Here is a 23,122-nt window from a genome sequence, read left to right as displayed (position 1 = left end):
GTATTTCTCCTTCTGCTGCGAAAAACGTAAACGGGTATTACCCGGATTCAGGTCAGTGCACGCCCTGCATGTGGCGCTTGATCCAGGGCGCACAGGCGACAACCACGAGACCGGCCACGATGGCCGCGGCGCCGCTGAACCCGAAGTAGGCGGTCTCGCTGTCGGGGCTGTAGAAGCGGGCGAGCGTGCCCGCCATCGACGTACCTATACCGACGGAGAAGAAATACAGGGCCATCATCTGCGAGCGGAACGCGGCGGGCGCGAGATGGGTGGTCACCGCGAGACCGATCGGCGAGAGCAGCAGTTCCGAGATCGCGAAGCCGCCGAGGATCAAGAAGACCGCGAGCACCGGCACGGTCTTGCCGTCGAAACCGCTGAGCAGCGCGAACAACCAGAACGCGATGCCCATCCCGATCACGCCGAGCGCGAACTTGATCGGCGTGCTCGGCGCGCGATTGCCGAGTTTGGTCCACATCAGCGCGAACAGCGGCGAGAGCGCGATGATCCACACCGGCTCGACCGAACCGATCCAGCTCGCCGGCGCCTCCCAGCCGAAGATCCGCCAGTCGACGCGCTCGTCGGAATAGACCGCGAGCATGGTGAACATCTGCTGGAACAGCGACCAGAACACCGCGTTGGCGATGAACAGCGGGATGAACGCGACCACCCTCGTCCGCTCGACCTGCGTCACCTTGGCGCTGCGCAGCATCACCGCGAAATACACGACCGAGGCGACCACGATGACGCCGGTGGTGACGTCGGAGAGATTCTCGAGGGTGATCAGCTTCATCAGCACGGCCGCCAGCACCACGACGGCCGCGACGGCGACGCCGATCAGTACCGGAATGAGCTCGCGACGGGTGATGGGATTGGGCACCTCGCGCCCGTGGGTGCCCAGGTTGCGACGGAAGATCACGTACTGGGCCAGACCGAGCGCCATGCCGATCGCCGCGGCACCGAAGGCCACGTGGAATCCCCACTCGCGCTGCAACAGGCCGGTCAGCAGCGGGCCGCAGAACGCACCGATATTGATGCCGAGATAGAACAGCGTGAATCCGCCGTCGACCCGCGCGTCGGTGGGCGCGTAGAGAGTGCCGAGCAACGACGACGCGTTCGCCTTCAACCCACCACTGCCGAGCGCGACGAGCACCAGGCCGACGCCGACGCCGGTCAATCCGGGCAACACCGCCAGCGCGAGGTGGCCGGCCACGACCACGACACCGCCGTAGAAGACCGTCCGCTCCATCCCCAGCACCCGGTCGGCAATCCAGCCGCCGAGCACGGTGGACAGGTACACCAGGCCGCCGTACGCGCCGACGATGCCGAGCGCGGTGCTCTGGGCGATACCGAGGCCGCCCTCGGTGGTGGAGTAATAGAGGTAGTAGCCCAGGATGGTGAGCATGCCGTAGAAGGAGAAACGCTCCCACAGCTCGACGCCGAACAGATTGGTCAAACCGATGGGGTGACCGAACACGGTGCGTTCGGCCGCCTTGTCGGCGGGGTCCGGCGGGTCGCCGAGCCGGGTTTCTTCGGTGGACATAAGGGAACGATCCCACGTCGAAACGGTGGACAGCAATTTTCCCGCATCGTCGCGGGTTCGGCGTGCCGCACCCGCCGGGCCGCCGCGAACACCTCCGACGGCGGGCGCCGACACGAAAGGGGCGCGCCTCCGCTATCGCTGCGGCGGTGCGCGGGGAGAGGAGTGCCGCGCCAATTAGGCTGTGGTGACCGGACTCCCGCGACGGACGAGGAAATCAGACGTGCTGACAGCCCAAGTGACCGTCCCCGTGCGGCCGGAGAGGGCGTTCGCGACCCTGGCCGACGGCTGGCTCTACGCGAGCTGGGTGGTCGGCGCCTCGCATATCGGCAAGGTCGACCCCGGCTGGCCTGCCATCGGCAGCCGCATCCACTACCGATTCGGGCTGTGGCCGGTGCTGATCAGCGATACGACGGTGGTGCGCGCGATCGACCCACCGCACCGACTCGAGTTGGAGGCGCGCCTGTGGTCGGTCGGTTCGGCGTTGATCACGCTCACGCTCGTCGAACAATCCCCGGGGCACACCACGATCCGGATGGTCGAACGCGCTGGGAGCGGACCCGCTCAGTTGATTCCGGGAGTGGCGCAGGATCTGCTCTTCTCGGCGCGCAATCAGGAATCCCTCGATCGGCTGGCCGCTTTGATTCGTGCGCGTTCGCAGAATGAATGACTCGTAGGAATTCCGACCGGTCCGTATTTCTCGATAGCGAATATTCGCGCTGAAATAGTTGCGTGGAATTCTCTGTCGCCCTGTTCTGTCTGCGCAATTGGTTTAATCTCTAGCGATTAACTGAACGCGTAGATCAGGGGAAAGTGCGTGCTTCATATCGAGCACTTCAATAATGGCTGGATGAATCCGGTGCTGGCCTTCGGCCTGTCGTTCATCGGTTCGGTATTGGGGCTACGGTGCGCGGTGCACGCCAAAGCGTCGTCCGCGCCGCTCGGTTGGCTCATCGCCGCGGCCGTGGGGCTGGGCGGAGCGGCCATCTGGGTCACGCACTTCACGGCCATGCTCGGGTTCAGCATCGGCGGGGCGCCCATCCGCTACGACGTGCCGCTGACGCTGATCAGTGCGGTTATCGCGATCGTAGTGGTGCTGATCGGGCTCACCATCGTCACCGGTGGGGGCAACGAGTGGGCGACGCTGCCCTTCGGCGGCGCGATTACCGGGCTCGGGGTGGCCGCCATGCATTACCTGGGGATGTGGGCGATACGCGCGCGAGTCGTCATCGAATACGAGCCCACGCTGATGGCGTTGTCGATCGTGATCGCCGTGGTCGCGGCCACGGTGGCGCTGTGGTTCATGCTGCACGTGCGCGGCCTGTTGATGACAACGGGCGCCGCGCTGGTCATGGGAATCGCGGTGTGCGGTATGCACTACACGGCGATGGCGGCCATGCGCGTGCACGACGGCGATCCGATGACCGTGGTGGACGGTGTCACCCCGGTGCAATTGCTGCTGCCGTTGATCGCGACGGTGTCGTTGGTGGTCACCGGATTGGTGATCGTGGTCGGGTTGGCCGAGTTGGAGGTCGGCGAGAATCGACCGGACTGACGGATCAACCGCCGTGGCCGAATATTTCGGCCACGGCGGTATCCATCAGCTCGGCTGGGGTAGCTCGCAGTCGTCGACCTTCGGGTTGGCGCCCACATAGTTCAGTGGGCCAGCGATCAGGGTCACCGCGATGGTGCCGAGAGTCGCGCAGTTCTGATCGCGTTCGGTGTAGTAACCGCGTTGACCCGCGGCCAGGACTCCGATCAGCAACCATACGAGCACGACGATCGAAATGATACGAGAACTACTGCCTGCCATGACTGGTCCTCTACTGCTACTTCGACGGATTCTACGCATGGTCAGTAGTAGTGTCGACGGCCGCCGACTGCACGCCCTGTGCTGCCGATCAATGCCAGCGCTAGGCCGACCACCAGGAGGATGACTCCCACCGTGTTGAGGAGGGGGATGCCGAAAACGAGTCCGGCAATGAGAAGTACTGCGCCGAGAAGAATCATCAGAGCTCACCTTGTTCGGTGTCGGGACTATGGAATACCGGTGGGCACCCACATATGCCGTTTGCCCGGTTTTTTCGATCCGAAACAGGCTGTGCCGCAAGAGACCCGCCGCCGTGGCCGACCAGGTCGGCCACGGCGGCTCGGGTGAATCAGCGGGCGAAGATCGGCAGTGCGGCCGAGCCCGTCGAGACCGGGCGCGGGGCGCTCGAGCCGAGGTCGGCGTCGAACGAGCCGGTGCCGCTGCCGACGTCGACCGAGCCCATCGAACTACCGGTGGGCGGGCCGAGCTCGACCGAACCGGAGGGGAGCAGGTCCCAGTCGGCGCTGCCGACCGCGTTGGCGGTGCCGCCGGCGCTGAGCAGAGTTCCCGCGGCGAGCACGGCCAGTAGACCCGCTCTGGCGGCGGTGGATTGACGGATGGACATGGGTGATACCTCCGAGCGCTTCGCTGTGATAGCACCCAGACGGTAACTGAAATACGGTGATTTCACACCGGATCGGTGTGGTCCGCTACGACTGCGGCCGCTGACCCACTTCCATCTGCACGCGATAGCGGTCGGCGCGGTACCAGCTCTGGGTGTGCTCGATCGGCACCTCCGCGCTGAACGACACCCGGTCGAAATGCAGTACGGGAGCACCCTTCTTGACGCCGAGCAGGGCCGCGACACCGGCCTCCGCGGCTTGGGCGTCGACTGTCTGCACGGCTCGTTCGATCGGCCTGCCGTAGCGATCGGCCGTGGTCCGGTAGATCGAGGAGGTGAGGTCGTGCGAGATCAGGCCGGGAACCAGTTCGGGGTTGAACCAGGCATCGTCGACGCTGACCGGATCCTCGTCGGCCAGCCGCAACCGCCGCACGTGGTAGGCGAGCGCACCCTGGGGCAGGCGCAGCCCGCGGGCGGTGGCCTCGGGCGCGATCGCCTCCTCGGCGACGAGCACCAGGGTGGTCGGATGGTGGCCGAGCGCGCGCATCTCCTCGGTGAAAGAGGCCAGGTGCAGCCGCGATTGCACGGGCCGGTGCGCGACGAAGGTGCCCTTGCCGCGAACCCGGACCAGATACCCTTCGTTGACCAGCTGACCGACCGCCTCGCGCACGGTGATCCGGCTGACGCCGTAGTCCTGCATCAGATTGCGCTCGCTGGTGAGCAGATCGCCCGGCTGAAGCTCGCGCGTGCACTTCTGCAGCAGAATCGCGCGCAGCTGTTCGTGTTTGGGCACTGCGCTGTCGCGCAGCGGTGCGGGCATCGCCAGTGGCTCCTTTTCTGGTAGGCCGACCGGTCCCTACTGGTCCTATCCGGTTGATTCGAGAATACGCGACCGGCGCCCGGGAACCCAGAGATCTATGCCCGGCTCAGCGGATACCCGGCGTGCGTGGGTCGGTGCCGATGCATCCCAGGATGACGCATCCCGGTGGCGAATCCGCGAACGGGGCCTTGGGAGTCTCGCCGAGGCAGTCGAGGAAGTTGCAGCCGGGGTAGGCGTACGGGCCGACGCCGAGGGTGCCGAAGAAGGCGTCCGGCCGCGCGATCATCGGGTCGGTCACGCTCACATCGGGGCGCTCCTGATACTGACCGGGATCGGGAATCTGCAGGTCGCGGAACGCGGAGACGAGCGAGCGCATCACGTCGTGGGTGTAGGTGGTCGAACTGCCGACCGTCGCGACGCCGGTCCAGTTCAGCACCATGCCGAGGCTGGGCACGATGAAGCTGTCGTTGCGCAGCATGCCCGACATCTTCACCGCGTCGTCGGGCAGTCCGGGGAACTCGAGGCGGCACGGTGCGCCGTTGATCACGAACAGGAAGCCGTAGCAGGGCATGCTCGGCGACGGTGAGACCGCCGCACGCATGTAGTCCTCGGAGATCACCTGCTGGGAATTCCAGCGGCCCCGATTAGCCACGAGCAGGCCGAGTTTCGCGAAGTCGTCCGGCGGCAGGATCAAATGCGCGTGGCCGTAGGTGTTTCCGGCGCGGTCGCGGGCCCAGTAGTAGTCGCTGCGGGCAATGCCCAACGGGTCGAACAACTTCCGCTGGGCGAAGGACTGGAAGTCCTCGCCCACCGACTGCTGGACCACATAGACCAGCAGGTCGACAGCGCGCTGGCTGTAGCGGAACATCGTGCCCTGCGGGCGTTCGATCGGCATCGCGAGTGCTTGGGCGACGACATTGGGATCGAGTTGGGCCAGCCCCGTCGCGCCCTCGGCGGCGACGGCGACTTCCATGCCGGAGGACTCGGTGAGCAGATTGCGCACGGTGATCTCACGGTGCCCGGCATCGCCGAGCCCAGGGGGCAGATAGCGGCCGATCGGCTCGTCGATCCGCAGCAGTCCCTCGTCGACGGCCGCACCGGCGACGAGCGCGACGACGCTCTTGGTCCCGCTCCACAGATTCCACGCCACCCCACCGGATTCGGCGTTGCGCGGGCCGGTCGCGATCAGACAGTTGTTGCGGTACAGCTGGATATTGAAGCGGGTCACGTCGGTTGCTCGCGCCATGGCGGTGGCAAGCACGGCGGGGTCGAGCGCGGCCTCGGCCGGTGTCGCGGACTGTGGTGTGCGGCCGGTGGTGACCTCACACTGCTTCGCGGTGACCGGGTCGGCCGTCGCCGGGCCGGGGAGCCATGCCCCCGAAACCAGGGTCAGCGCGGTAATCGATGCTGCCACAACGTGTTTCAAATAGCCCTGCACGTAACCCCTCCAGATGGTGTGTCGGGAGGGGAATCGTGAACGATCACGTTCTTGTTACGAGGCGATCAGCTGCCGTACGGCGTGCACACCCCGATCGCTTCGTCTTTGGACGTGTTGAAAATGTCGATCACACCGTTGAGTTCGTCGGTGGGCGCCCTGCGTTCGAGGGTGTCGGCGAGGGTGTTGGTCTTCTGGATGTAGTCGCGCAGCGGTACGGACAGATCGGGGATCACATCGCCGGTGATCTTGCGGTCGAGGTCCTTGGCGCTGTTGCGCAGGGTGGTGACCGCGTCGGTGGCCTTGGCATCGGCATCGGGCGCCTGATCGTTGGAGGCCGCGATGTAGGCGTTGAACGAGGTGACCGAGGTCTTGTTGGCCGCGCGCAGGCCGTCGCACGCCGTGTCGTTGGCCGCCTCGATCTTCGCCGCCTTCGACGACGATGCCGCCGCCGACGATGCCGCCACCTCGGAGGTGTACGAGGCGAGCTCGCTCTGGTTGACCTCGGCGGTGCCCGGCACCTGCGTGGAGCAGGCGCCGATGAAGATCACTCCGGTCGCGGTGGCCGCGAGCGCGGTTCCGAGCCCCAGCCGTTCCAGTACTCGCATTTCTCTCTCCTGCCTCGAGATTGCAGGCACCGGTTGGGCCGGAGCCGAACATATCGACCGTACTGGCTACTTCCGGGTGACGTCAGGTCGCGGTGGTGATTTCGATGACGAACCGAGACGCGGCGCCGGAGTGTCTTGCCGGCGCCGCCCTTGCTCAATTCTGCGCGAGCATGCCGCGCATGGTGGCGATCTCGGCCTCCTGATCGGCGATGATCTTCGTCGCGAGCTGCCGCGACGGCGGATTCACGCCGCCGTTCAGTTCGGTCTGGGCCATCCCGACCGCGCCCTCGTGGTGGGCGATCATCATCTCCAGCCACTGCCGGTCGAAATCGGCGCCGTTCGCGGCTTGCAGACTGCTCATCTGCGCGTCGGTCATCATGCCGGGCATGTCGTGCCCGCCGTGCCCTTCGGTCGCGCTCGGGGCGGGTTTGCCGAAGCTTGCGAGCAGGTCGGTGATCTGCTGCATCTCCGGCGCCTGCGCCTGCTCCACCTGGGCGGCCAGCGCGATGAGTTGCTCGTTCTGGGTGTGACTCGGCACCATCTTCGCCATCTCGACGGCTTGCGCGTGATGCGGGTACATCATCTGCAGGAAGCTGACGTCGGCATCGTTGAAGTCGGTACTCGCGGCAGCGCTGGTCGTGGTGGTGGCGGAGTGCTCGGTGGTGTGGGTGGCGGTGCTGTCGTCGCTACAACCGGCCGCGAGCAAGACGGTGGCGGCCGCGGTGACGAGGAAATGGGTACGGCTGATGGACATGGTGATCCTCCTGGGGATTCGGGTGAGGTGTCGAAACTGGCGAGGCACGAGAAGCGCCGCGCCTGTCAGATCCGCAGAATCGCCAGTTGGGAAAGAGTGAGGACGGTCCATGGTGGTGGGCGCGTCCGTCGGCCGCGCCAGGCCCTCGACGGGTGCCGGGTGGCTTCGGAGGCATCGCCGAGGCGATAGAGCAGGACCAGGGTCAGTGCGATGGCGAGTGCGGCCAGGACGAAAACACAGGCGTGGACGGCAGCGTGCTCGTCGCAGCCTGCCGCGCCGCAACCCGTGTGCGGGTCGGACGGAGCGGCGACGGGCAGCGTTGGCGAAGCTTCGGGCAGAGCGACGGCGTGCTCGGTCGCGAGGATCGCGGCGTGCTCGTCGGTCGGACTCGCGGACAGTTGGTGGTCGGGCGTGGCCACGGTGAGGACCGGTGCTTGTGGAGCCGGGCCGTGCGCACTGTCGCTCGCGTGGGCGGTGCCGAAGACCGCGGAGTGCATGGCGACGATTCCGGCCAGCAGCATCAGCACGGCGAGCGCCCTGGCAATGCCGGGTGCGCGCGCGGGCGGATGCTGGTCCATCACGGCGGCCAGTCTAGCGATCGTCATCGCGATACCCGGTAGGGGTAAGGGTTACTGGGTGGCGATGTCGACGACCAGGCGCGGGGGATCGGCCAGGACGGTCACGGCGAAGGGCGGCTGATCGGCGTCCAGGCCGATGAACGACTGCGTGACGCCCTCGTAGACCAGCCTTTTGTAGACCCCGGTGACAGTCGGTGTGCTCGGATCGGTCACCGGGTCCGGCCCGGCGAACGGTGTGACGACCGAGTCGAACGGATACGCGGAGCCGAGGATGCGTACCTCGAGAATCGCGCGGCCCGCCACGTCGACGATCTTGCCGCTGCCGTCCTGTACCGCTTGATCGGTGTAGGACACCTGCCAACCGGGAGCCCCGGTGCCACCGAGAGCGAAGACCACGCGGTCGAAGCCGGGCTGTCGGCCGAGCCGGATATCGCTGACGGTGAGCGCGGCGTCGGCGGAGGCCGCGCCGGACTTCGGGCCCGCGTCGGTGGGCACCTCGCCGGTGGCCTCCGCGAAAGTGCTGGGGGTGCTCGTCGTTGTCGGTGGTGTCGCGGCCGGTGCGTCGTCGGTGCCGCAGCCGGACACCGAAACCGCGGCCGCGGCGATCAGCACGAACACGAGGGCGTTGCGCATAGGGCTGATGCTACGCAGGGACGGCGGGGTGGTGGGCGAAGGAGCGCGGGGTGTGTTCGGCTACGGAAAGTTTGCTGATGGCCACGGAATAGGAGCTGTTCCGGTTGGCGCCCGCAGGTCGCAGCCGGGATTCTCGCTGAACGCGTACCAGTTCGGTAGTTAGCGCCACCTGCGGTGATCGGCCGCGGCGCGGAGTCGGTCGTCGATCGCGCCCTAAGCATTGGGGAACAATGCAATTCGTGAGATCCCCGAATCCGGGGCAATCTGCAAGGGCGTCGCAAATCGATGGAACCCGTTACTGCTCAGTGAAATACATCCTACGAAGACCCGTTTCGAGCCGTCTTGGCAGCAGATGCCGGGCCCGGATGTGACGGTGGGGCAACGATCTAGCACACTTGCTGCGTGGACAGTGTTGACGACGTATTCGACCGACTACGCCGGTATCCGGATGTGGAGGCGCCGAACCTCTATGCCGTCGATGCCGCCGACCGACTGATCCTCGACACGGCCGCCGACGCCCTCACGGCGGCGGGTAGCGGTGATGTTGCGGTGATCGGCGACGCCTACGGCGCGCTCACTCTCGGACTCGCCGCGCAGCATGGACTCGCCGGTATTCGCGTCCACCAGGACCTGATCACCGGCGAATCGGCGCTGGCAGCCAACGCCAAGACCCTCGGGCTCACCGATCGCTACACCACCCACGCCCTCGACGCCGACCTGCTCGCCGGCGCGCGCGTGATCCTGATGCGATTGCCGCGGATGCTGTCGGGCGTCGCCGAGATCGCCGAGGCCATCGCCCGCTACGCCGCCGACGATGTGGTGGTGTTCGCGGGCGGCCGCGACAAATACCTCACCCCTGCGATGAACGAGGTACTCGCCGAATCCTTCGCGCGGGTCCGTGCGGGCCGGGGTAGGCAGAAGTCGCGGGTGCTGGTGGTCGACCAGCCGCTGCCGGTGGGCGAATCCCGGTTCCCCGTCCGCGAGCACGTCATCGAGATCGACGGCGATGTCGTCGCGTTCGGTGCGGCGTTCTCCGGCTCGCGCCTCGACATCGGCACCCGCTTCCTGCTCGAACACATGGACCGGATGAAGCCCGACGCGCGCGATGCCGTCGACCTCGGTTGTGGCACCGGCATTCTCGCGGTCGCGCTGGCCAAATCGCGGCCGCACATCCGGGTGGTCGGCACCGACCAGTCCGCCGCCGCCGTCGCCTCGGCCAGGGCCACAGCCGTTGCCAACGGCGTCGCCGACCGGGTGACGGTGGTGCGCGACGACGCCATGTCCTCGGCCGCCGACAACAGCGCCGACCTGGTGCTGTGCAATCCGCCGTTCCATGTCGGGGCAGCCGTGCACACCGGTTCGGCGATCAAGATGTTCGTCGAGACCGGGCGGGTGCTGCGGCCGGGCGGTGAGTTGTGGACGGTATACAACTCGCACTTGAACTACCGCGGCGTGGTGGAGCGGATGGTGGGTCGCACCGACGTGATCGGCCGGAACCAGAAGTTCACGGTCACGCGGTCTGTTCGTGGTCTGCGCGACGTACAACGATAGGACGACCCGAAAGCGGTAGAGTCCGATTTGTCCGAACGGCCCGGCGGTGTGGTCATCGACCTGGTCACTGGGAACTTTGTCCGATCGTGATGCGTTGAACAGGGCAGTTGGAGCTTCTGTAGCGACTCGTAACTCCAGGAAAGGCGCACGGTGCGTACCTCATCGAATCCGGTGTTCAAGAACCTTCCCCGCCAGGAAGGTGTCGGCGGTTACGCGAACTTCGGTTCGGGCGTAGCCGGCGCGGGCCAGGCGGGCCAGGCGGGCCAGCTCGGTAACCAGCAATACGGCGAATACGGGCAGCAGTACGGCCAGCAGTTCCAGCAGGCCCCTGCCACCCGCGCGATGACCATCGACGACGTGGTCACCAAGACCGGCATCACCCTCGCGGTGCTGACCGTCTCGGCGATCGTCTCCTTCGCGCTGTCGAGCGCGAACCCGTCGCTGGCCCCGCTGTTCGTCATCGGCGGCGGCATCATCGGCCTGGTGCTCGTCCTGATCGCGACCTTCGGTCGCAAGATGGACAACCCGGCCATCGTGCTGGCCTACGCGGCCTTCGAGGGTCTGTTCCTCGGCGCGCTGTCGCTGATGTTCACCGACGTCACCTTCGGCGGTGTGGGCGGTAGCGCCCTGATCGGCCAGGCGGTGCTCGGCACGTTCGGCGTGTTCTTCGGCATGCTCGTCGTCTACAAGACCGGCGCGATCCGCGTGACCCCCCGCTTCACCCGCATGCTGATCGGCGCGATGGTCGGCGTGCTGGTGCTGATGGTCGGCAACCTGATCGCGAGCTTCTTCACCGACGGCGGCTTCGGCCTGCGCGACGGCGGCCCGCTGGCGATCGTGTTCAGCCTGGTCTGCATCGCCATCGCCGCGTTCAGCTTCCTGCTGGACTTCGACGCCGCCGACCAGCTGATCCGCGCCCAGGCCCCCGAAAAGGCCGCGTGGGGCGTGGCCCTCGGCCTCACCATCACCCTGGTCTGGCTCTACATCGAGATCCTTCGCCTGCTGAGCTACTTCCAGCGCGACTGATCCGAGCACGAAAAAGCGGCCCACCTCATCGAGGTGGGCCGCTTTTTTCGGTCTATCTCTCTCAGCTGAGGCGCTCGAGGACCAGGGCCATGCCCTGGCCGCCGCCGACGCACATGGTCTCCACGCCGAACTGCTTGTCGTAGGTCTGCAGGTTGTTCAGCAGGGTGGTGGTGATGCGGGCACCGGTCATGCCGAACGGGTGGCCCAGCGCGATCGCGCCGCCGGAGACGTTGAGCTTGTCCTCGTCGATCTTCAGCTCACGCGCCGAGCCGAGCACCTGCACGGCGAAGGCCTCGTTGATCTCGAACAGGTCGATGTCGGAGACCGACTTGCCCGCCAGCGCCAGCGCGCGTTTGACGGCCTCGACCGGGCCGAGGCCCATGATCTCGGGCGACAGGCCGGAGACACCGGTGGAGACGATGCGGGCCAGCGGGGTCAGGCCCAGTTCCTTGGCCTTGGTGTCGCTCATGATGACCAGCGCCGCGGCGCCGTCGTTGAGCGCGCAGCAGTTACCGGCGGTGATGGTGCCGTCGGGACGGAACACCGGCTTGAGCTGGCTGACCGCCTCGTAGGTGACGCCGGCGCGCGGGCCGTCGTCCTTGCTCACGATCGTGCCGTCGGGCAGGGTCACCGGGGTGATCTCGCGCTCGAAGAACCCGGACTTGATGGCCTCTTCGGCACGGTTCTGCGAGCGCACGCCCCAGCGGTCCTGGTCTTCGCGCGAGATGCCGGTCAGCGACGCCACGTTCTCGGCGGTCTGGCCCATCGCGATGTAGGCGTCGGGGAGCAGGCCGTCCTGACGCGGGTCGTGCCAGACACCGGCGCCACCTTCGGCGGCCTTGGCGGTGCGGGCAACGGCCTCGTCGAAAATGGTGTTCCTGGTGTCGGGCGAGCTGTCGGCCGAGCCACGGGCGTAGCGCGAGACGGTCTCCACGCCGGCGGAGATGAACACATCACCCTCGCCTGCCTTGATCGCGTGGAAGGCCATCCGGGTGGTCTGTACCGACGACGCACAGTAGCGCTGCACGGTGGTGCCGGGGACGACATCGAGGCCGAGCTCGATGGCAATCATGCGGCCCATACCGAAACCGCCTTCGCCGGCGGGGGAGCCGGTGCCCAGGATGATGTCGTCGATCTGCGTCGGATCCAGCGAAGGCACCTTGGCCAGCGCGGCACGAACCATCTGCGTGGTCAGGTCGTCCGGGCGCATTCCCGCCAATGACCCCTTGACGGCACGGCCGATCGGGGAACGGGCGGTGCTGACGATGACGGCCTCGGGCATGAGGACTCCTTTTCGCATTGTTCGACGTGAACGGCTGTTTACATGCCGGTCATTCTCGAATCTACGTCTCCAGCTGCCCCACGGGAAGAGCAGGGCGGTCGCGCACCTGCGCGATCAGCACGGGAAGCAGCTGCGCGGCGGCCAGTTCGTAGCCCGCCGCGGACGGGTGGAATCCGTCGGTGGCGAACAGGGTTTCGGGTGCGGCCCGGAACTCGGACGCGACAAGCGGTGAACCCATCGGCACCGCGATACCGCCCGCGATCGTGGTCGCCACCGTCTGCGCCTTGGCCAGCCGCACACTCCAGTTCGCGACGATCGTGCGCAGGGGTTGCTGGATCGCGGTGACGGTGCCGAGGTTCGGGCAGGTGCCGACCACGACCAGCGCGTCGGCCTGACGCAGCCGCGACACCGCAGCCGCGAGCCTGCCCGCCGAGGCCCGGATGGAGTGCTTCTTGGTGATGTCGTTGGCGCCGACCAGGATCACCGCCGCGTCCGGTGGCGGCCCCGCGACGAACATCGCGTCGACCTGTCCGGCCAGGCCCTTCGAGGTGGCTCCGGAGATGGCCTTGGTACTCAACCGGATTCGCATCCCGGTGGCCTCGGCCAGACCGCGGGCCAACCGCACTCCCGGCACATCGGCGGCGCCGAGACAACCGAGCCCCGCCGCGGTGGAGTCGCCGAAGACCATCAGGTGCAGGTCGACCGGCGTGTTCTTGCGCCACGGCTCGGGACGGGTGGCCCCCGGCGCGTACACGCCGTCGGCCTCGGGCGGTTTGGAGGTGTCGCGGCCGATCACCGCGCGCGCCGCACCCGCCTGCGTCATCAGCAAACGATAGGTCGCCCAGGAGACCGTCCCGGCGCTCGATCCGGCGAGCACCGTCGTCGCTCCGGTCACGACCGCGGTCCGCCAGCTGATTCGAGGTGCGCTCACATCCGAAAATTCTACGATGCCGGTCCGCCTCGCCGGGTCTCTGGCCGGACCCGGGTGTTACCAGGGCACCGGCCGGAGTTCGGGCGGGCGTGGGTCCGCCCGCACCCGACGAGTTACCCATGTACTCGCGAAATCGGAGGTTCTGCGACGATGGTGGTATGCGCATTGCGGATCATGTGGTCGACCTCATCGGTAACACCCCCCTGGTTCGGCTGAACTCGGTGGTCGGCCCCAACGCGGGTCTGGTGGCCGCGAAGGTCGAATACCTGAACCCCGGCGGCAGCTCCAAGGACCGGATCGCGGTCAAGATGATCGATGCCGCCGAGCAGGACGGACTGCTGAAGCCGGGTGGCACGATCGTCGAGCCGACCTCGGGCAATACCGGTGTCGGCCTGGCGTTGGTCGCCCAGCAGCGCGGGTACGAGTGCGTGTTCGTCTGCCCGGACAAGGTCAGCGAGGACAAGCGCAACGTGTTGCGTGCCTACGGCGCCGAGGTCGTGGTCTGCCCGACCGCCGTGCCGCCGGAGCACCCCGACAGCTACTACAACGTCTCCGATCGCCTGGTCCGCGAGATCGAGGGCGCCTGGAAGCCCAACCAGTACTCGAACCCGGGCGGCCCCGACAGCCACTACGAGACCACCGGTCCCGAGATCTGGGCCGACACCGAGGGCAAGATCACCCACTTCGTCGCGGGTGTCGGCACCGGCGGCACCATCTCCGGCACCGGCCGCTACCTCAAGGAAGTCTCCGGGGGCAAGGTCGAGATCATCGGTGCCGATCCGGAAGGCTCGGTGTACTCCGGCGGCACCGGCCGCCCGTATCTGGTCGAGGGTGTCGGCGAGGACTTCTGGCCCTCGGCCTACGACGCGTCGATCCCCGACGAGATCATCGCGGTCTCCGACGCGGATTCCTTCGAGATGACCCGGCGCCTCGCTCGCGAGGAAGGCCTGTTGGTCGGCGGTTCCTGCGGAATGGCCGTGGTCGCCGCGATCGAGGTCGCCCGCCGCGATCCCGACGCCGTGGTGGTCGTGCTGCTGCCCGACGGTGGCCGCGGTTACCTGTCGAAGATCTTCAACGACAAGTGGATGAGCTCCTACGGCTTCCTCCAGACTCCGCTGGCGGCAGGTCCTGAACCGCTGGTCGGCGACGTGCTGCGCGGCAAGTCCGGCGCCCTGCCCGATCTGGTCCACACTCACCCGTCGGAAACCCTGCGCGACGCCATCGAGATCCTGCGCGAATACGGCGTGTCACAGATGCCCGTCGTCGGCGCCGAGCCCCCGGTCATGGCGGGCGAGGTCGCGGGCAGCGTCACCGAACGCGACCTGCTCTCCGCAGTCTTTGAAGGCCGCGCCAACCTGACCGACTCGGTGGCCCAGCACATGAGCCCGTCGTTCCCGCTGATCGGCTCCGGCGAACCCCTCTCCACCGCGACCAAGGCCCTGTCGGACTCCGACGCCCTGATGGTCGTCGAAGACGGCAAGCCCGTCGGCGTGATCACCCGCCACGATCTACTCGGGTTCCTGAGCACCGGCAGTATCTGAGGCTCGACGGACGGTGGGCGCGGTGCGGATTTCGGCGCCGAGTCCCTTCTTGGCCGCGGCGGTCCGGATCGCGTCCACCACCAGGAGCAGCGCGGCTCGGCCCGCCGAGTTGGTGCGGTAGGCCAGCGACACCGTCCGGGTGAGGGAGTCGCTGAGCGCGACGATGTCCACCCCGGGTGGGCGCAACGCCAAACCCAGGTCCGATACCAGCGTGACGCCGAGTCCGGCCGCGACCATCGACATCGCGGTCGCCTGCTCCTCCAACTCGTGGTCGATGCGCGGCCGTAGCCCGGCGGACTGGAACGCCAGCCGCGCCGCGTGCCCGAAGTGCGACCGGGCGGGCGCGATGATCCACGGATGCTCGGACAGCTCGGCCAGCGTCACGCTGGCGGCGGGCACCGCACCGGCGGGGACGGCGGCGTGGATCCGTTCGACGCCGATGACCGCTCGCTCCAGGCCACGGTCCCAGGTCATCGGATAGTTGGAGTAGTCGAGAACGAACGACAGATCGAGCGTGCCGTCGCGGACGGCCGCGGCCGTCGACTCCGGCGCGAGCTCGCTGGTGCGCACCAGAATTCCCGGATGCGAGGCGGCGAGGGTGGTCAGCGCGTCGGGCAGCAGGCCGGAGGCCACCGACGCCCACACTCCGGCGGTGATCTTCGCGGTCACCGAGCCGCCTGCTTCCTCCAGCGCCTGGGTCGCGCGCTCGACCGCCGCCAGGATCTCCTCGGCGTGCTCGGCGAGCACGATCCCGAGGTCGGTGAGCTGCACTCGGCGCCCACGTCGTTCGAACAGTCGGGTGCCCGCGTCGCGTTCGAGCTGTGCGAGCTGTTGGGAAACCGCCGACGCGGTGTAGTGCAGAGCAGCCGCGGCGGCCGTGATCGTGCCGCGCTGGTGTAGCTCGTGCAACATTCGCAGCCGGGCCAGAGACAGGTCCATAGCACCGAGGGTAGGCACTGTGCAGGAACAGTGAACGGTGCCGTGAACGATCCGTAAATAGACGCGCCGCCAGGGGTGACGCAGGCTTGGTGCTACCGGGACGACGAGGTCCGCCACAGGCGATCACGACGAATGAGGAGGTGGGGCGCCATGACGATGCTGAACCCGAATGGGGGGACGCCGCAGGTGACTTCGCATACTCTTGCGGCCACATCCACGGACCAGGCCGTTGCTCCCGCGGTCCGCCGCAGCCAGCCGTACATGCGTCTGCAGTGGACGGATTCACTCACCGACGCGGTCGGCTACCTCGTCGTCCACACCCTGCGCGGCGGCTTGGCCACCGGCGGCACCCGGATGCGGGCAGGTTGCACCCTGGGTGAGGTCGAGGATCTGGCGCGCGGCATGGCCAACAAGACCGCCACGTTCGACCTGCCGATCGGCGGCGCCAAGGGCGGGATCGACTTCGATCCCAAGGACCCGCGCGCCGTGGAGGTGCTGCAGCGATTCTGCGAGGCGATGCGCCCGTGGCTCGACGCGCACTGGGTGACCGCGGAGGACCTGGGGGTTCCGCAGCACCTGATCGACGAAGTCTTCGAAAAGCTCGACCTGGACCAGAGCTTCCACGCGGCGATCCGGCGCGCCGCCGACCCCGTGGCGACGCTGGCTCGGGTTCGTAACGGGCTCAACGCCGCGGTAGACGGCGGCTTCCTGCTCGGTGACGTCATCGGCGGATACGGCGTCGCGCACGCCTGTCTCGCCACGGCGGTGCAGTGGGGGCAGGCACCGGCCCAGACGACGGTCGCGATCCAAGGCATCGGCACCATGGGCGGGGCGGCGGCCTACTACCTGCACGAGGCCGGGATGAAGATCACCGCGGTAGCGGATGCCGCGGGCACACTGTCCTGTGCTGACGGGCTCGACATTCCGGTGCTGCTGGATCTCCGCGACGGCTACGGCGAGATCGACCGGTCCCGCCTGCCCGAGGGCATCGAGCAGCTGCCGCGCAACGCCATCATCGCCGCCGACGTGGATATCCTTGTGCCTGCGGCGATCTCGTACGCGATCACGCCGGACAACTCCTACGACATCCGGGCCCACGTCATCGTCGAAGCCGCGAACGCCGCCACCACACCGGAGGCCGAGGCCATGCTCGCCGCCCGCGGCATCCCGGTACTGCCCGACTTCGTCGCCAACGCGGGCGCGGTGGCCTGGGCGTGGTGGTTGCTGCTCGGCGAAGTGGACGACACTCCGGACACCTCCTTCGACCGACTCCGAACCACCATGCACGACAAGGTCGCACAGCTGCTGACCGCGTGGACCGACGAAGGCGTCACTCCTCGCGAGATCGGCCACCGCTGGGCCGACGACCCGTCGCCGCTCACCGGGCCCGTCGTCATTCCCTGATCCCGTCGAGCCCGACGTCGGGGCTGCCTTCGGGCAGAAGGCAGCCCCTATCGTCCATCAACAGGTGAGCATCGAATGCAACTCCACCCACTGATCTGGGTGCACATAGGCGACCACGGTGTCGTGGGCGATGCCCGCGGCCGCCATGGCCTCGTCCACGCCGTGGTAGCGGCTGTGCAGGGAAGCTCGGACCGTGCCGCCTGTTCCCGAGAACGCGGTGCGTACCAGCTCGGTATAGGAATCACGGTGGGGGACAAGGGGTTGCGTTCGTCGAGCGATCCGCAGGATCGCGGAGTCGACCGAGGGGATCGGGCGGAAGCTGTCGCGGGGTACCTGCCCGCGAAGTTCCCAGGTGAACCACGGCCAGGTCGTCGCGGTCAGTAGGCTCCAGCGGCCGTAGTCGCCGGTGCGTTTGCGGGCGTATTCGCGTTGGGTGAGCAACGTCGCCGAGGTCATGGCCGGTGCGGTCAGGCACCAGTCGACGATGTCGGCGGTCACGGAGAACGGGATGTTCCCCACCACGGCGAACGGCTCGCGGGGAGCCTTCGCCTTGGTGAAATCACCACGGACGACGCGGATTCCGTCCTCGGAACGCGTTCGCGCCGAGAGCTTGGCCGCGAGTAGTGGATCGATCTCGTACGCGGTGACCCGCGCTCCGCGACGAGCCAAGGCACGCGTGAGAATGCCGTCGCCCGCACCGGGTTCGAGAACTGTTCCTACTGGGTCGGCTACCGTCACGATCGAGTCGACGGCGCCGCGATCCACCAGGAAGTTCTGTGACAGTGTTCTTCTCGCCTGGTCACGGGCGGTCCGACTGCCACTCTTACCGGTGACCTTGCGCTGAGTGTGGGAATAGTTTCGGTGTGAATAGTCCTGCGCCACGGCAGTGCCCCTTCGGGTCTTCGAGGTGATGGAAGCTCGAAGGGCCCTTGGCGCGCCGGTGGACGCCGATGAAGTTATCCGCGTCCGCTAGCGGGCCAGAGCCCGGTTGTGGCGGAGGCGAATGAAGTATTGGCACGACATGCGAGCAACTCTAGGAATCGGCGCATCGGTGGGCAACCGAATTTCGGTCGGGAGGGTGTGGACCGCCGCGCCGGCATCCCTGGTCCTGCTCGCCCGCCCCGTCGCCGACGAGTTCGACCGGGGCGATCGACAGGTAATTATGCCGCTGACCGGCCGTCGGCAAATTCATCGCTACTTCCACGATTCGACGAAGATTACCTGGGTAAGTACCTCGAACAGTGCTTCGGCAATTCAGCCGCACTGATCGGAAAGCGAAAGGACAGGCCGTGGACAACTCCGTCATTGCGATAGATTTCCAGCAGGGCTTGACCGATGCGTGGAGTTCGGTCGCGCAGTTCGTCCCCAAAGCGGTGGCATTCATTGCCATTCTTCTCGTCGGCTGGATCATCGCGAAGGTAGTCGCCAAGATCGTGAACGCGGTGCTGGAGCGCGTCGGATTCGATAAGCTCGTCGAACGCGGCGAACTGCGAAATATGATGTCCCGCAGTAAATACGACGCTTCCGACATTATCGCCAAGATCGCCTACTACGCGATTCTGTTGATCGCGCTGCAGATCGGTTTCGCGGTATTCGGGCCGAACCCGGTCAGTGCCCTGCTCACCAGCATCGTGGCCTGGCTGCCCAAGGCCGTGATCGCGATCGTGATCGTGGTGATCGCCGCGGCCATCGCCCACGCGGTGAGCGACCTCATCTCCAACGTGCTCGGCGGGCTGTCCTACGGGAAAATGCTCGGCCGGATCGCGGCGGTGTTCATCTGGGGTATCGGCATCATCGCGGCGCTGAACCAGATCGGCGTGGCGACCTCGGTGACCACTCCGATCCTGATCGCCGTGCTCGCCACCATCGGCGGCATCCTGGTGGTCGGTGTCGGCGGCGGCCTGGTCAGGCCCATGGAACAGCGCTGGAGCAATTGGCTGGGCAACCTGGAATCGGAGATGCCCGCGATGAAGGGGCATGCCCAGGCATACCAGCGTGGACGCGAGGACGCGGCGCGTCAGGGCGAGCAGGTGGCGCCGAGCACGCCCGAGCAGGCGCGGCAGGCGCGGGTGACGCCCGGCACGAGCTACCCGGCAGGCGAACCGGGCTGGGGCGGCGAAACGGCTCGATAGCCAACCGACACCGGCGCACCGTTACCTTCGGGTGGCGGGGCGCCGCTGTCTGTCCGGGGTCGGTGTCAGTCGGCGGCGTACGCGCACACCGCGGCCAGACGCAGCTGCAGCCAGTCGGCGTCGTGCCAGTCGGCAGGCGCGTCGGCGAAGAATCCGTCGGGTCGCTCGGCGAAATGGTCGAGAAGTCCCCGGACGTAACCGGCGAGCAGAATGGTCATCGGCACTCGGGCGGAATCGTCGACACCGAGTACGAGGATGTCGCGCACTGCGGCGGCGTGTTGATCCAACTGGGCGGACAGGGCGGGTACCACCGCGGCGACGGCTGCCGCAGGGGCGCCGAATTCGGTGTTCAACTGTTGTAATTGTCGTTGCGCCGAGAGTTCGAGCAACGCGGGACCGGGCGCAAACATTGCAATATGGTAGCAATCTATCCAGCGCTGGTAAAGATCGGATCTCTTCAAGATCAATAGTGTGACCTGGCGAATGTGTCGCAACCTCGTCGCGTTCGATCGAATTCGGGTGAGCGCAACCATGGTCGCTCCGCCGGTGTCCTGCTGGACTGTCGACCATGGGCAGTGAACGTCGGAAATTGAAGACCGTCACCGGGGTCAGCGGATCGCGCGATGTGTACGCCGCGGCCCTCGACCCGACCCGCTCGACGCTCGATGAAGCGCTGCGGATCGCGCGGATCGCGCAGGAGAACAAGTTCGGCGCGATCTTCGCCGCGGACCTGCTCAGCTTCGGCGCCCAGGGGGCGATCGGCGCGCAGGAACCACTGATCCAGCTCGCCGCCCTCGGCGCGGTGACCACAGACCTCGGCCTGATCGCCACCGTCTCCACGACCTTCCATCATCCCTACAACCTGGCCCGGCTCTTCGGCACGCTCGACCACATCAGCAACGGCCGCGCGGCCTGGAACGTGGTGACCTCCTCGCTGGGTGAGGAGAACTACGGCGACGGTGACCTGCCGAGCCCGGAGCAGCGCTACGCGCGTGCCACGGAATCCCTCGAGGTGGTCAACGCGCTGTTCGACAGCTGGCAGCCGGGTGCGCTGCGACCGGACGGCAACGGCGGGGTGGCACTGGACGAATCGCTCGTGCGGCCGATCGACTATGCCGGACAGCATTTCTCGGTGCGTGGTCCGCTGAACATCCCGCCGTTGCCGCAGGGCAGGCCGGTGCAGTTCCAGGCCGGCCAGTCCGCCGATGGCGTCGAACTCGGCGCGCGATTCGCCGAGGTGGTGTTCACCTCGCTGGCGACGCTCGAGGACGCGGTCACCTACACGAAGAAGATTCGCACGCGTGCTGCCGCATTGGGCAGGCCGGACGGGCTTCCCCTCATCTTCAGTTCCTTCCACGCCACCTACGGTGCGACGGAGGAGGAGGCCCGCAGGTTGGTCCGCGAGGCGGCCGAAGCCACCGACTTCGAGGCGGGACGTCGTCAACTGGCCGACATGCTGGGTGGCGCCATCGACCTGTCCGACCTGCCGTTGGACAAGCCCATCCCGGAAAACCTGCTGCCGCAATCGAAGTCGGTCCACCGCCGACGCGGACGGGTCGAGATCTTCGGCAAGCTGGCTGCCTCCGGCGCGACCCTGCGCGAACTCGTCATCGCCGCCAAGGACACCGGACACTGGGCCGCAGCGGGCACGCCCGAACAGTTGGCCGACGCGATCGAGGAGCGCTATCGGGCGAATGTGCTCGACGTGATCTCCCTCGGCGGGCTCACCGATGAACGCACCCACGATTTCGTCGTCAACGGCCTGCTGCCCGAGCTGCGTCGCAGAGGTCTACTCGATACCGACTATCTGGGCGGCACCTACCGCGAGAACCTGGAACTGCCCGCGCCGACCGGAGCGACGAGGGCGTAGCCGACGAGATCAGATCGATAGTGCGGAGTTGCGCGAACCGGGCGTCCGATGGACTCTGAATGGGTATAACCGTTCCGAGACAACTTTCGGCAAACCAGCTCGGCGAGCGAAAGGATCCGCAGTGCAGGTCACCGACCCGGCCGTTCACCTGTTCGGTATGAGCGCGGTAATCGCTGCTAGCGCAGGGTATTCGGCTCGAACGAGAGTCGCAGGCTCCTTGCGTCGCTCGCCTTACGCGCCGTTGTTCGGCCGTCTGGCCGCCGCGATCTTCTGGGGTTGCGGCAGTGTGGCCGGTCTGACGCTGCTCGGCATCCCCACAGCGATCACCGTGCCCATCGCGCTGACCGTGTTCACGGTGGTGATCGTGATGCTCGCCGCGGCCTTCGCCGGCGGCATGATCAGGCCCGCGCCGAGGCCGGGCCTGACCGCCGGTAGCTGACCTACCGGAACGCGTTGGCGTCGGTGAGGGCCTTGCCGATGACCAGTTGGTGCACCTCGGCGGTGCCCTCGTAGGTCAGCACCGATTCCAGGTTGTTGGCGTGCCGCAGCACGGGGTAGTCGAGGGTGATTCCGTTGGCGCCCATGATGGTCCGGCATTCGCGCGCGATCTTGATGGCTTCGCGGGTGCTGTTCAGTTTGCCCACGCTGATCTGCTCGCCGGTGATCTCGTGGCGATCCTTCAATCGGCCCAGGTGCAGCGCGAGCAACTGTCCCTTGCCGAGTTCGAGCGCCATATCGGCCAGCTTGGCCTGGGTGAGCTGGTAGCCGGCCAGCTTCTTGTCGAACACGTCGCGGGTGCGGGCGTAGTCGATCGCCGCGCTCAGGCAGTCGCGTGCGGCGCCGAGCGCGCCGAAGATGATGCCGAACCGCGCCTCGCTCAAACAGGCCAGCGGCGAACTGAGCCCGCGCGATTCGGGCAGTACCGCGTCGGCGGGCAAGCGGACGTCGTCGAAATCCAGTGCGGCGGTGATCGATGCGCGCAGCGACAACTTGCGGTGGATCTCGCGTGTGGTGAAACCCGGTGTGCCCGCGGGCACCAGGAAGCCGCGCACCCGCGGCTTGTCGGTGCCGGGCTCGTCCGCGTAGGCCCAGACGATCGCGATATCGGCCACCGACCCGTTGGTGATCCACATCTTGGACCCGTTCAGAATCCAGTCGTCACCGTCGCGGCGCGCCCGCGTGCGCATCCCGCCGGGGTTGGACCCGAAGTCGGGTTCGGTGAGTCCGAAGCACCCGATCGACTCACCGGCCGCCATCGCGGGCAGGTACTGCTGCTTCTGCTCCTCGGACCCGAAGAAGTGAATGGCCGCCATCGCCAGCGAGCCCTGCACCGACACCATGCTGCGCACGCCGGAGTCGATGGCTTCGAGCTCCTGGCAGGCGAGCCCGTACGCGGTGGCCGACGCGCCGGCGCAGCCGTAGCCCTCGAGGTGCATGCCGAGCAGTCCGAGCTTGCCCAGCTCCGGCGCGATCTCGCGGGCCGGGAAAGTCCCCTCCTCGAACCAGTCCGCGAGGTGTGGTCGCAGCCTGCGTTCCCCGAATCGCGCCACCGTGTCGCGGATTTCGCGCTCCTCCGGCGACAGCAACGGATCAATGGCGAACAACTCTTCGACGGTGACCATGGCGTGAGCTTAACCGCAGTACCGATA

26 protein-coding genes are annotated in these 23,122 nt (G+C 67.1%); 10 read left to right on the top strand and 16 right to left on the bottom strand.

What is annotated here, in order from left to right:
* Positions 1–52 precede the first annotated feature (52 nt).
* Entirely contained in the window at positions 53–1,540 is a 1,488-nt protein-coding gene (locus IBJ82_RS15695) for a peptide MFS transporter (protein ID WP_194826649.1), read from the bottom strand.
* Between the two features lie 220 nt (positions 1,541–1,760).
* Between IBJ82_RS15695 and IBJ82_RS15690 the strand changes: the two genes are divergently transcribed.
* Together IBJ82_RS15690 and IBJ82_RS15685 are read left to right on the top strand one after the other, a co-directional pair.
* Entirely contained in the window at positions 1,761–2,207 is a 447-nt protein-coding gene (locus IBJ82_RS15690; protein ID WP_194826648.1) for an SRPBCC family protein, read from the top strand.
* Between the two features lie 180 nt (positions 2,208–2,387).
* The gene (locus tag IBJ82_RS15685) at positions 2,388–3,092 is read left to right on the top strand and encodes an MHYT domain-containing protein (protein WP_194826647.1); all 705 of its coding nucleotides are present in this window, start codon (positions 2,388–2,390) and stop codon (positions 3,090–3,092) included.
* A gap of 45 nt (positions 3,093–3,137) precedes the next feature.
* On the opposite strand, the gene IBJ82_RS15680 is transcribed toward IBJ82_RS15685, so the two are convergent.
* From IBJ82_RS15680 to IBJ82_RS15640, 9 genes are all read right to left on the bottom strand, one after another.
* The gene (locus tag IBJ82_RS15680) at positions 3,138–3,350 is read right to left on the bottom strand and encodes a hypothetical protein (RefSeq protein WP_194826646.1); all 213 of its coding nucleotides are present in this window, start codon (positions 3,348–3,350) and stop codon (positions 3,138–3,140) included.
* A gap of 41 nt (positions 3,351–3,391) precedes the next feature.
* Positions 3,392–3,547, bottom strand: a complete 156-nt coding sequence (locus IBJ82_RS15675) for a DUF6131 family protein (protein WP_194826645.1) — start codon at positions 3,545–3,547, stop codon at positions 3,392–3,394.
* Positions 3,548–3,696: 149 nt separating this feature from the next.
* On the bottom strand, positions 3,697–3,972 hold the full coding sequence (locus tag IBJ82_RS15670; RefSeq protein ID WP_194826644.1) for a hypothetical protein: 276 nt from the start codon (positions 3,970–3,972) through the stop codon (positions 3,697–3,699).
* An 85-nt stretch (positions 3,973–4,057) separates the two neighbouring features.
* Positions 4,058–4,789 carry a GntR family transcriptional regulator gene (locus IBJ82_RS15665; RefSeq protein ID WP_194826643.1) on the bottom strand — a complete coding sequence of 244 codons (732 nt, stop codon included), beginning with the start codon at positions 4,787–4,789 and terminating at the stop codon, positions 4,058–4,060.
* A gap of 106 nt (positions 4,790–4,895) precedes the next feature.
* Positions 4,896–6,203, bottom strand: coding sequence for a serine hydrolase (locus tag IBJ82_RS15660; RefSeq protein ID WP_194826642.1), 1,308 nt, complete (start codon positions 6,201–6,203; stop codon positions 4,896–4,898).
* 89 nt (positions 6,204–6,292) lie between these two features.
* Positions 6,293–6,832 (bottom strand): hypothetical protein, encoded by a 540-nt coding sequence (locus IBJ82_RS15655; protein WP_194826641.1) that lies wholly within the window; start codon positions 6,830–6,832, stop codon positions 6,293–6,295.
* 154 nt (positions 6,833–6,986) lie between these two features.
* Positions 6,987–7,586: a DUF305 domain-containing protein gene (locus IBJ82_RS15650; protein WP_194826640.1), complete on the bottom strand. Its 600-nt coding sequence runs from the start codon at positions 7,584–7,586 to the stop codon at positions 6,987–6,989.
* A gap of 65 nt (positions 7,587–7,651) precedes the next feature.
* On the bottom strand, positions 7,652–8,191 hold the full coding sequence (locus tag IBJ82_RS15645) for a hypothetical protein (RefSeq protein ID WP_194826639.1): 540 nt from the start codon (positions 8,189–8,191) through the stop codon (positions 7,652–7,654).
* A gap of 24 nt (positions 8,192–8,215) precedes the next feature.
* Complete coding sequence (locus tag IBJ82_RS15640; protein ID WP_194826638.1) at positions 8,216–8,797, bottom strand: hypothetical protein; 582 nt, start codon at positions 8,795–8,797, stop codon at positions 8,216–8,218.
* A gap of 402 nt (positions 8,798–9,199) precedes the next feature.
* Here IBJ82_RS15640 and IBJ82_RS15635 point away from each other — a divergent pair, with 402 nt between their 5' ends.
* A complete protein-coding gene (locus IBJ82_RS15635; RefSeq protein WP_194826637.1) occupies positions 9,200–10,348 on the top strand; it encodes a methyltransferase in 1,149 nt (382 codons plus the stop codon).
* 150 nt (positions 10,349–10,498) lie between these two features.
* Complete coding sequence (locus tag IBJ82_RS15630; RefSeq protein ID WP_194826636.1) at positions 10,499–11,374, top strand: Bax inhibitor-1/YccA family protein; 876 nt, start codon at positions 10,499–10,501, stop codon at positions 11,372–11,374.
* Positions 11,375–11,435: 61 nt separating this feature from the next.
* On the opposite strand, the gene IBJ82_RS15625 is transcribed toward IBJ82_RS15630, so the two are convergent.
* On the bottom strand, positions 11,436–12,656 hold the full coding sequence (locus IBJ82_RS15625; RefSeq protein ID WP_194826635.1) for an acetyl-CoA C-acetyltransferase: 1,221 nt from the start codon (positions 12,654–12,656) through the stop codon (positions 11,436–11,438).
* A gap of 61 nt (positions 12,657–12,717) precedes the next feature.
* The gene (locus tag IBJ82_RS15620) at positions 12,718–13,587 is read right to left on the bottom strand and encodes an SGNH/GDSL hydrolase family protein (RefSeq protein ID WP_194826634.1); all 870 of its coding nucleotides are present in this window, start codon (positions 13,585–13,587) and stop codon (positions 12,718–12,720) included.
* A gap of 158 nt (positions 13,588–13,745) precedes the next feature.
* On the opposite strand from IBJ82_RS15620, the gene IBJ82_RS15615 reads away from it, so the two are divergent.
* On the top strand, positions 13,746–15,128 hold the full coding sequence (locus IBJ82_RS15615) for a cystathionine beta-synthase (RefSeq protein ID WP_194826633.1): 1,383 nt from the start codon (positions 13,746–13,748) through the stop codon (positions 15,126–15,128).
* On the opposite strand, the gene IBJ82_RS15610 is transcribed toward IBJ82_RS15615, so the two are convergent.
* On the bottom strand, positions 15,096–16,067 hold the full coding sequence (locus IBJ82_RS15610; RefSeq protein ID WP_194826632.1) for a LysR family transcriptional regulator: 972 nt from the start codon (positions 16,065–16,067) through the stop codon (positions 15,096–15,098). The genes IBJ82_RS15615 and IBJ82_RS15610 overlap by 33 nt on opposite strands.
* A 150-nt stretch (positions 16,068–16,217) precedes the next feature.
* Between IBJ82_RS15610 and IBJ82_RS15605 the strand changes: the two genes are divergently transcribed.
* Positions 16,218–17,471, top strand: a complete 1,254-nt coding sequence (locus tag IBJ82_RS15605) for a Glu/Leu/Phe/Val dehydrogenase dimerization domain-containing protein (RefSeq protein ID WP_194826631.1) — start codon at positions 16,218–16,220, stop codon at positions 17,469–17,471.
* A gap of 57 nt (positions 17,472–17,528) precedes the next feature.
* Here the strand turns inward: IBJ82_RS15605 and erm are convergent, their stop codons facing one another.
* Entirely contained in the window at positions 17,529–18,353 is an 825-nt protein-coding gene (erm, locus tag IBJ82_RS15600) for an ErmE/ErmH/ErmO/ErmR family 23S rRNA (adenine(2058)-N(6))-methyltransferase (protein ID WP_194826630.1), read from the bottom strand.
* A 121-nt stretch (positions 18,354–18,474) separates the two neighbouring features.
* On the opposite strand from erm, the gene IBJ82_RS15595 reads away from it, so the two are divergent.
* Together IBJ82_RS15595 and IBJ82_RS15590 are read left to right on the top strand one after the other, a co-directional pair.
* Positions 18,475–18,738, top strand: a complete 264-nt coding sequence (locus IBJ82_RS15595; protein ID WP_194826629.1) for a hypothetical protein — start codon at positions 18,475–18,477, stop codon at positions 18,736–18,738.
* Between the two features lie 22 nt (positions 18,739–18,760).
* Positions 18,761–19,603, top strand: a complete 843-nt coding sequence (locus IBJ82_RS15590; protein WP_194826628.1) for a hypothetical protein — start codon at positions 18,761–18,763, stop codon at positions 19,601–19,603.
* 65 nt (positions 19,604–19,668) lie between these two features.
* Here the strand turns inward: IBJ82_RS15590 and IBJ82_RS15585 are convergent, their stop codons facing one another.
* Complete coding sequence (locus IBJ82_RS15585) at positions 19,669–20,013, bottom strand: DUF6401 family natural product biosynthesis protein (RefSeq protein ID WP_194826627.1); 345 nt, start codon at positions 20,011–20,013, stop codon at positions 19,669–19,671.
* A 158-nt stretch (positions 20,014–20,171) separates the two neighbouring features.
* Here IBJ82_RS15585 and IBJ82_RS15580 point away from each other — a divergent pair, with 158 nt between their 5' ends.
* Positions 20,172–21,473: an NtaA/DmoA family FMN-dependent monooxygenase gene (locus IBJ82_RS15580; protein WP_194826626.1), complete on the top strand. Its 1,302-nt coding sequence runs from the start codon at positions 20,172–20,174 to the stop codon at positions 21,471–21,473.
* Between the two features lie 217 nt (positions 21,474–21,690).
* The gene (locus tag IBJ82_RS15575) at positions 21,691–21,912 is read left to right on the top strand and encodes a hypothetical protein (RefSeq protein ID WP_194826625.1); all 222 of its coding nucleotides are present in this window, start codon (positions 21,691–21,693) and stop codon (positions 21,910–21,912) included.
* A gap of 1 nt (position 21,913) precedes the next feature.
* Here the strand turns inward: IBJ82_RS15575 and IBJ82_RS15570 are convergent, their stop codons facing one another.
* Entirely contained in the window at positions 21,914–23,095 is a 1,182-nt protein-coding gene (locus IBJ82_RS15570) for an acyl-CoA dehydrogenase family protein (RefSeq protein ID WP_194826624.1), read from the bottom strand.
* Positions 23,096–23,122 lie beyond the last annotated feature (27 nt).

Source organism: Nocardia sp. XZ_19_231 (genome assembly GCF_015355705.1).
GTDB classification, from domain to species: domain Bacteria; phylum Actinomycetota; class Actinomycetes; order Mycobacteriales; family Mycobacteriaceae; genus Nocardia; species Nocardia salmonicida.
The sequence above is the reverse complement of the archived record's forward strand: the minus strand, read 5'-3'. Positions and strand labels throughout refer to the sequence as shown.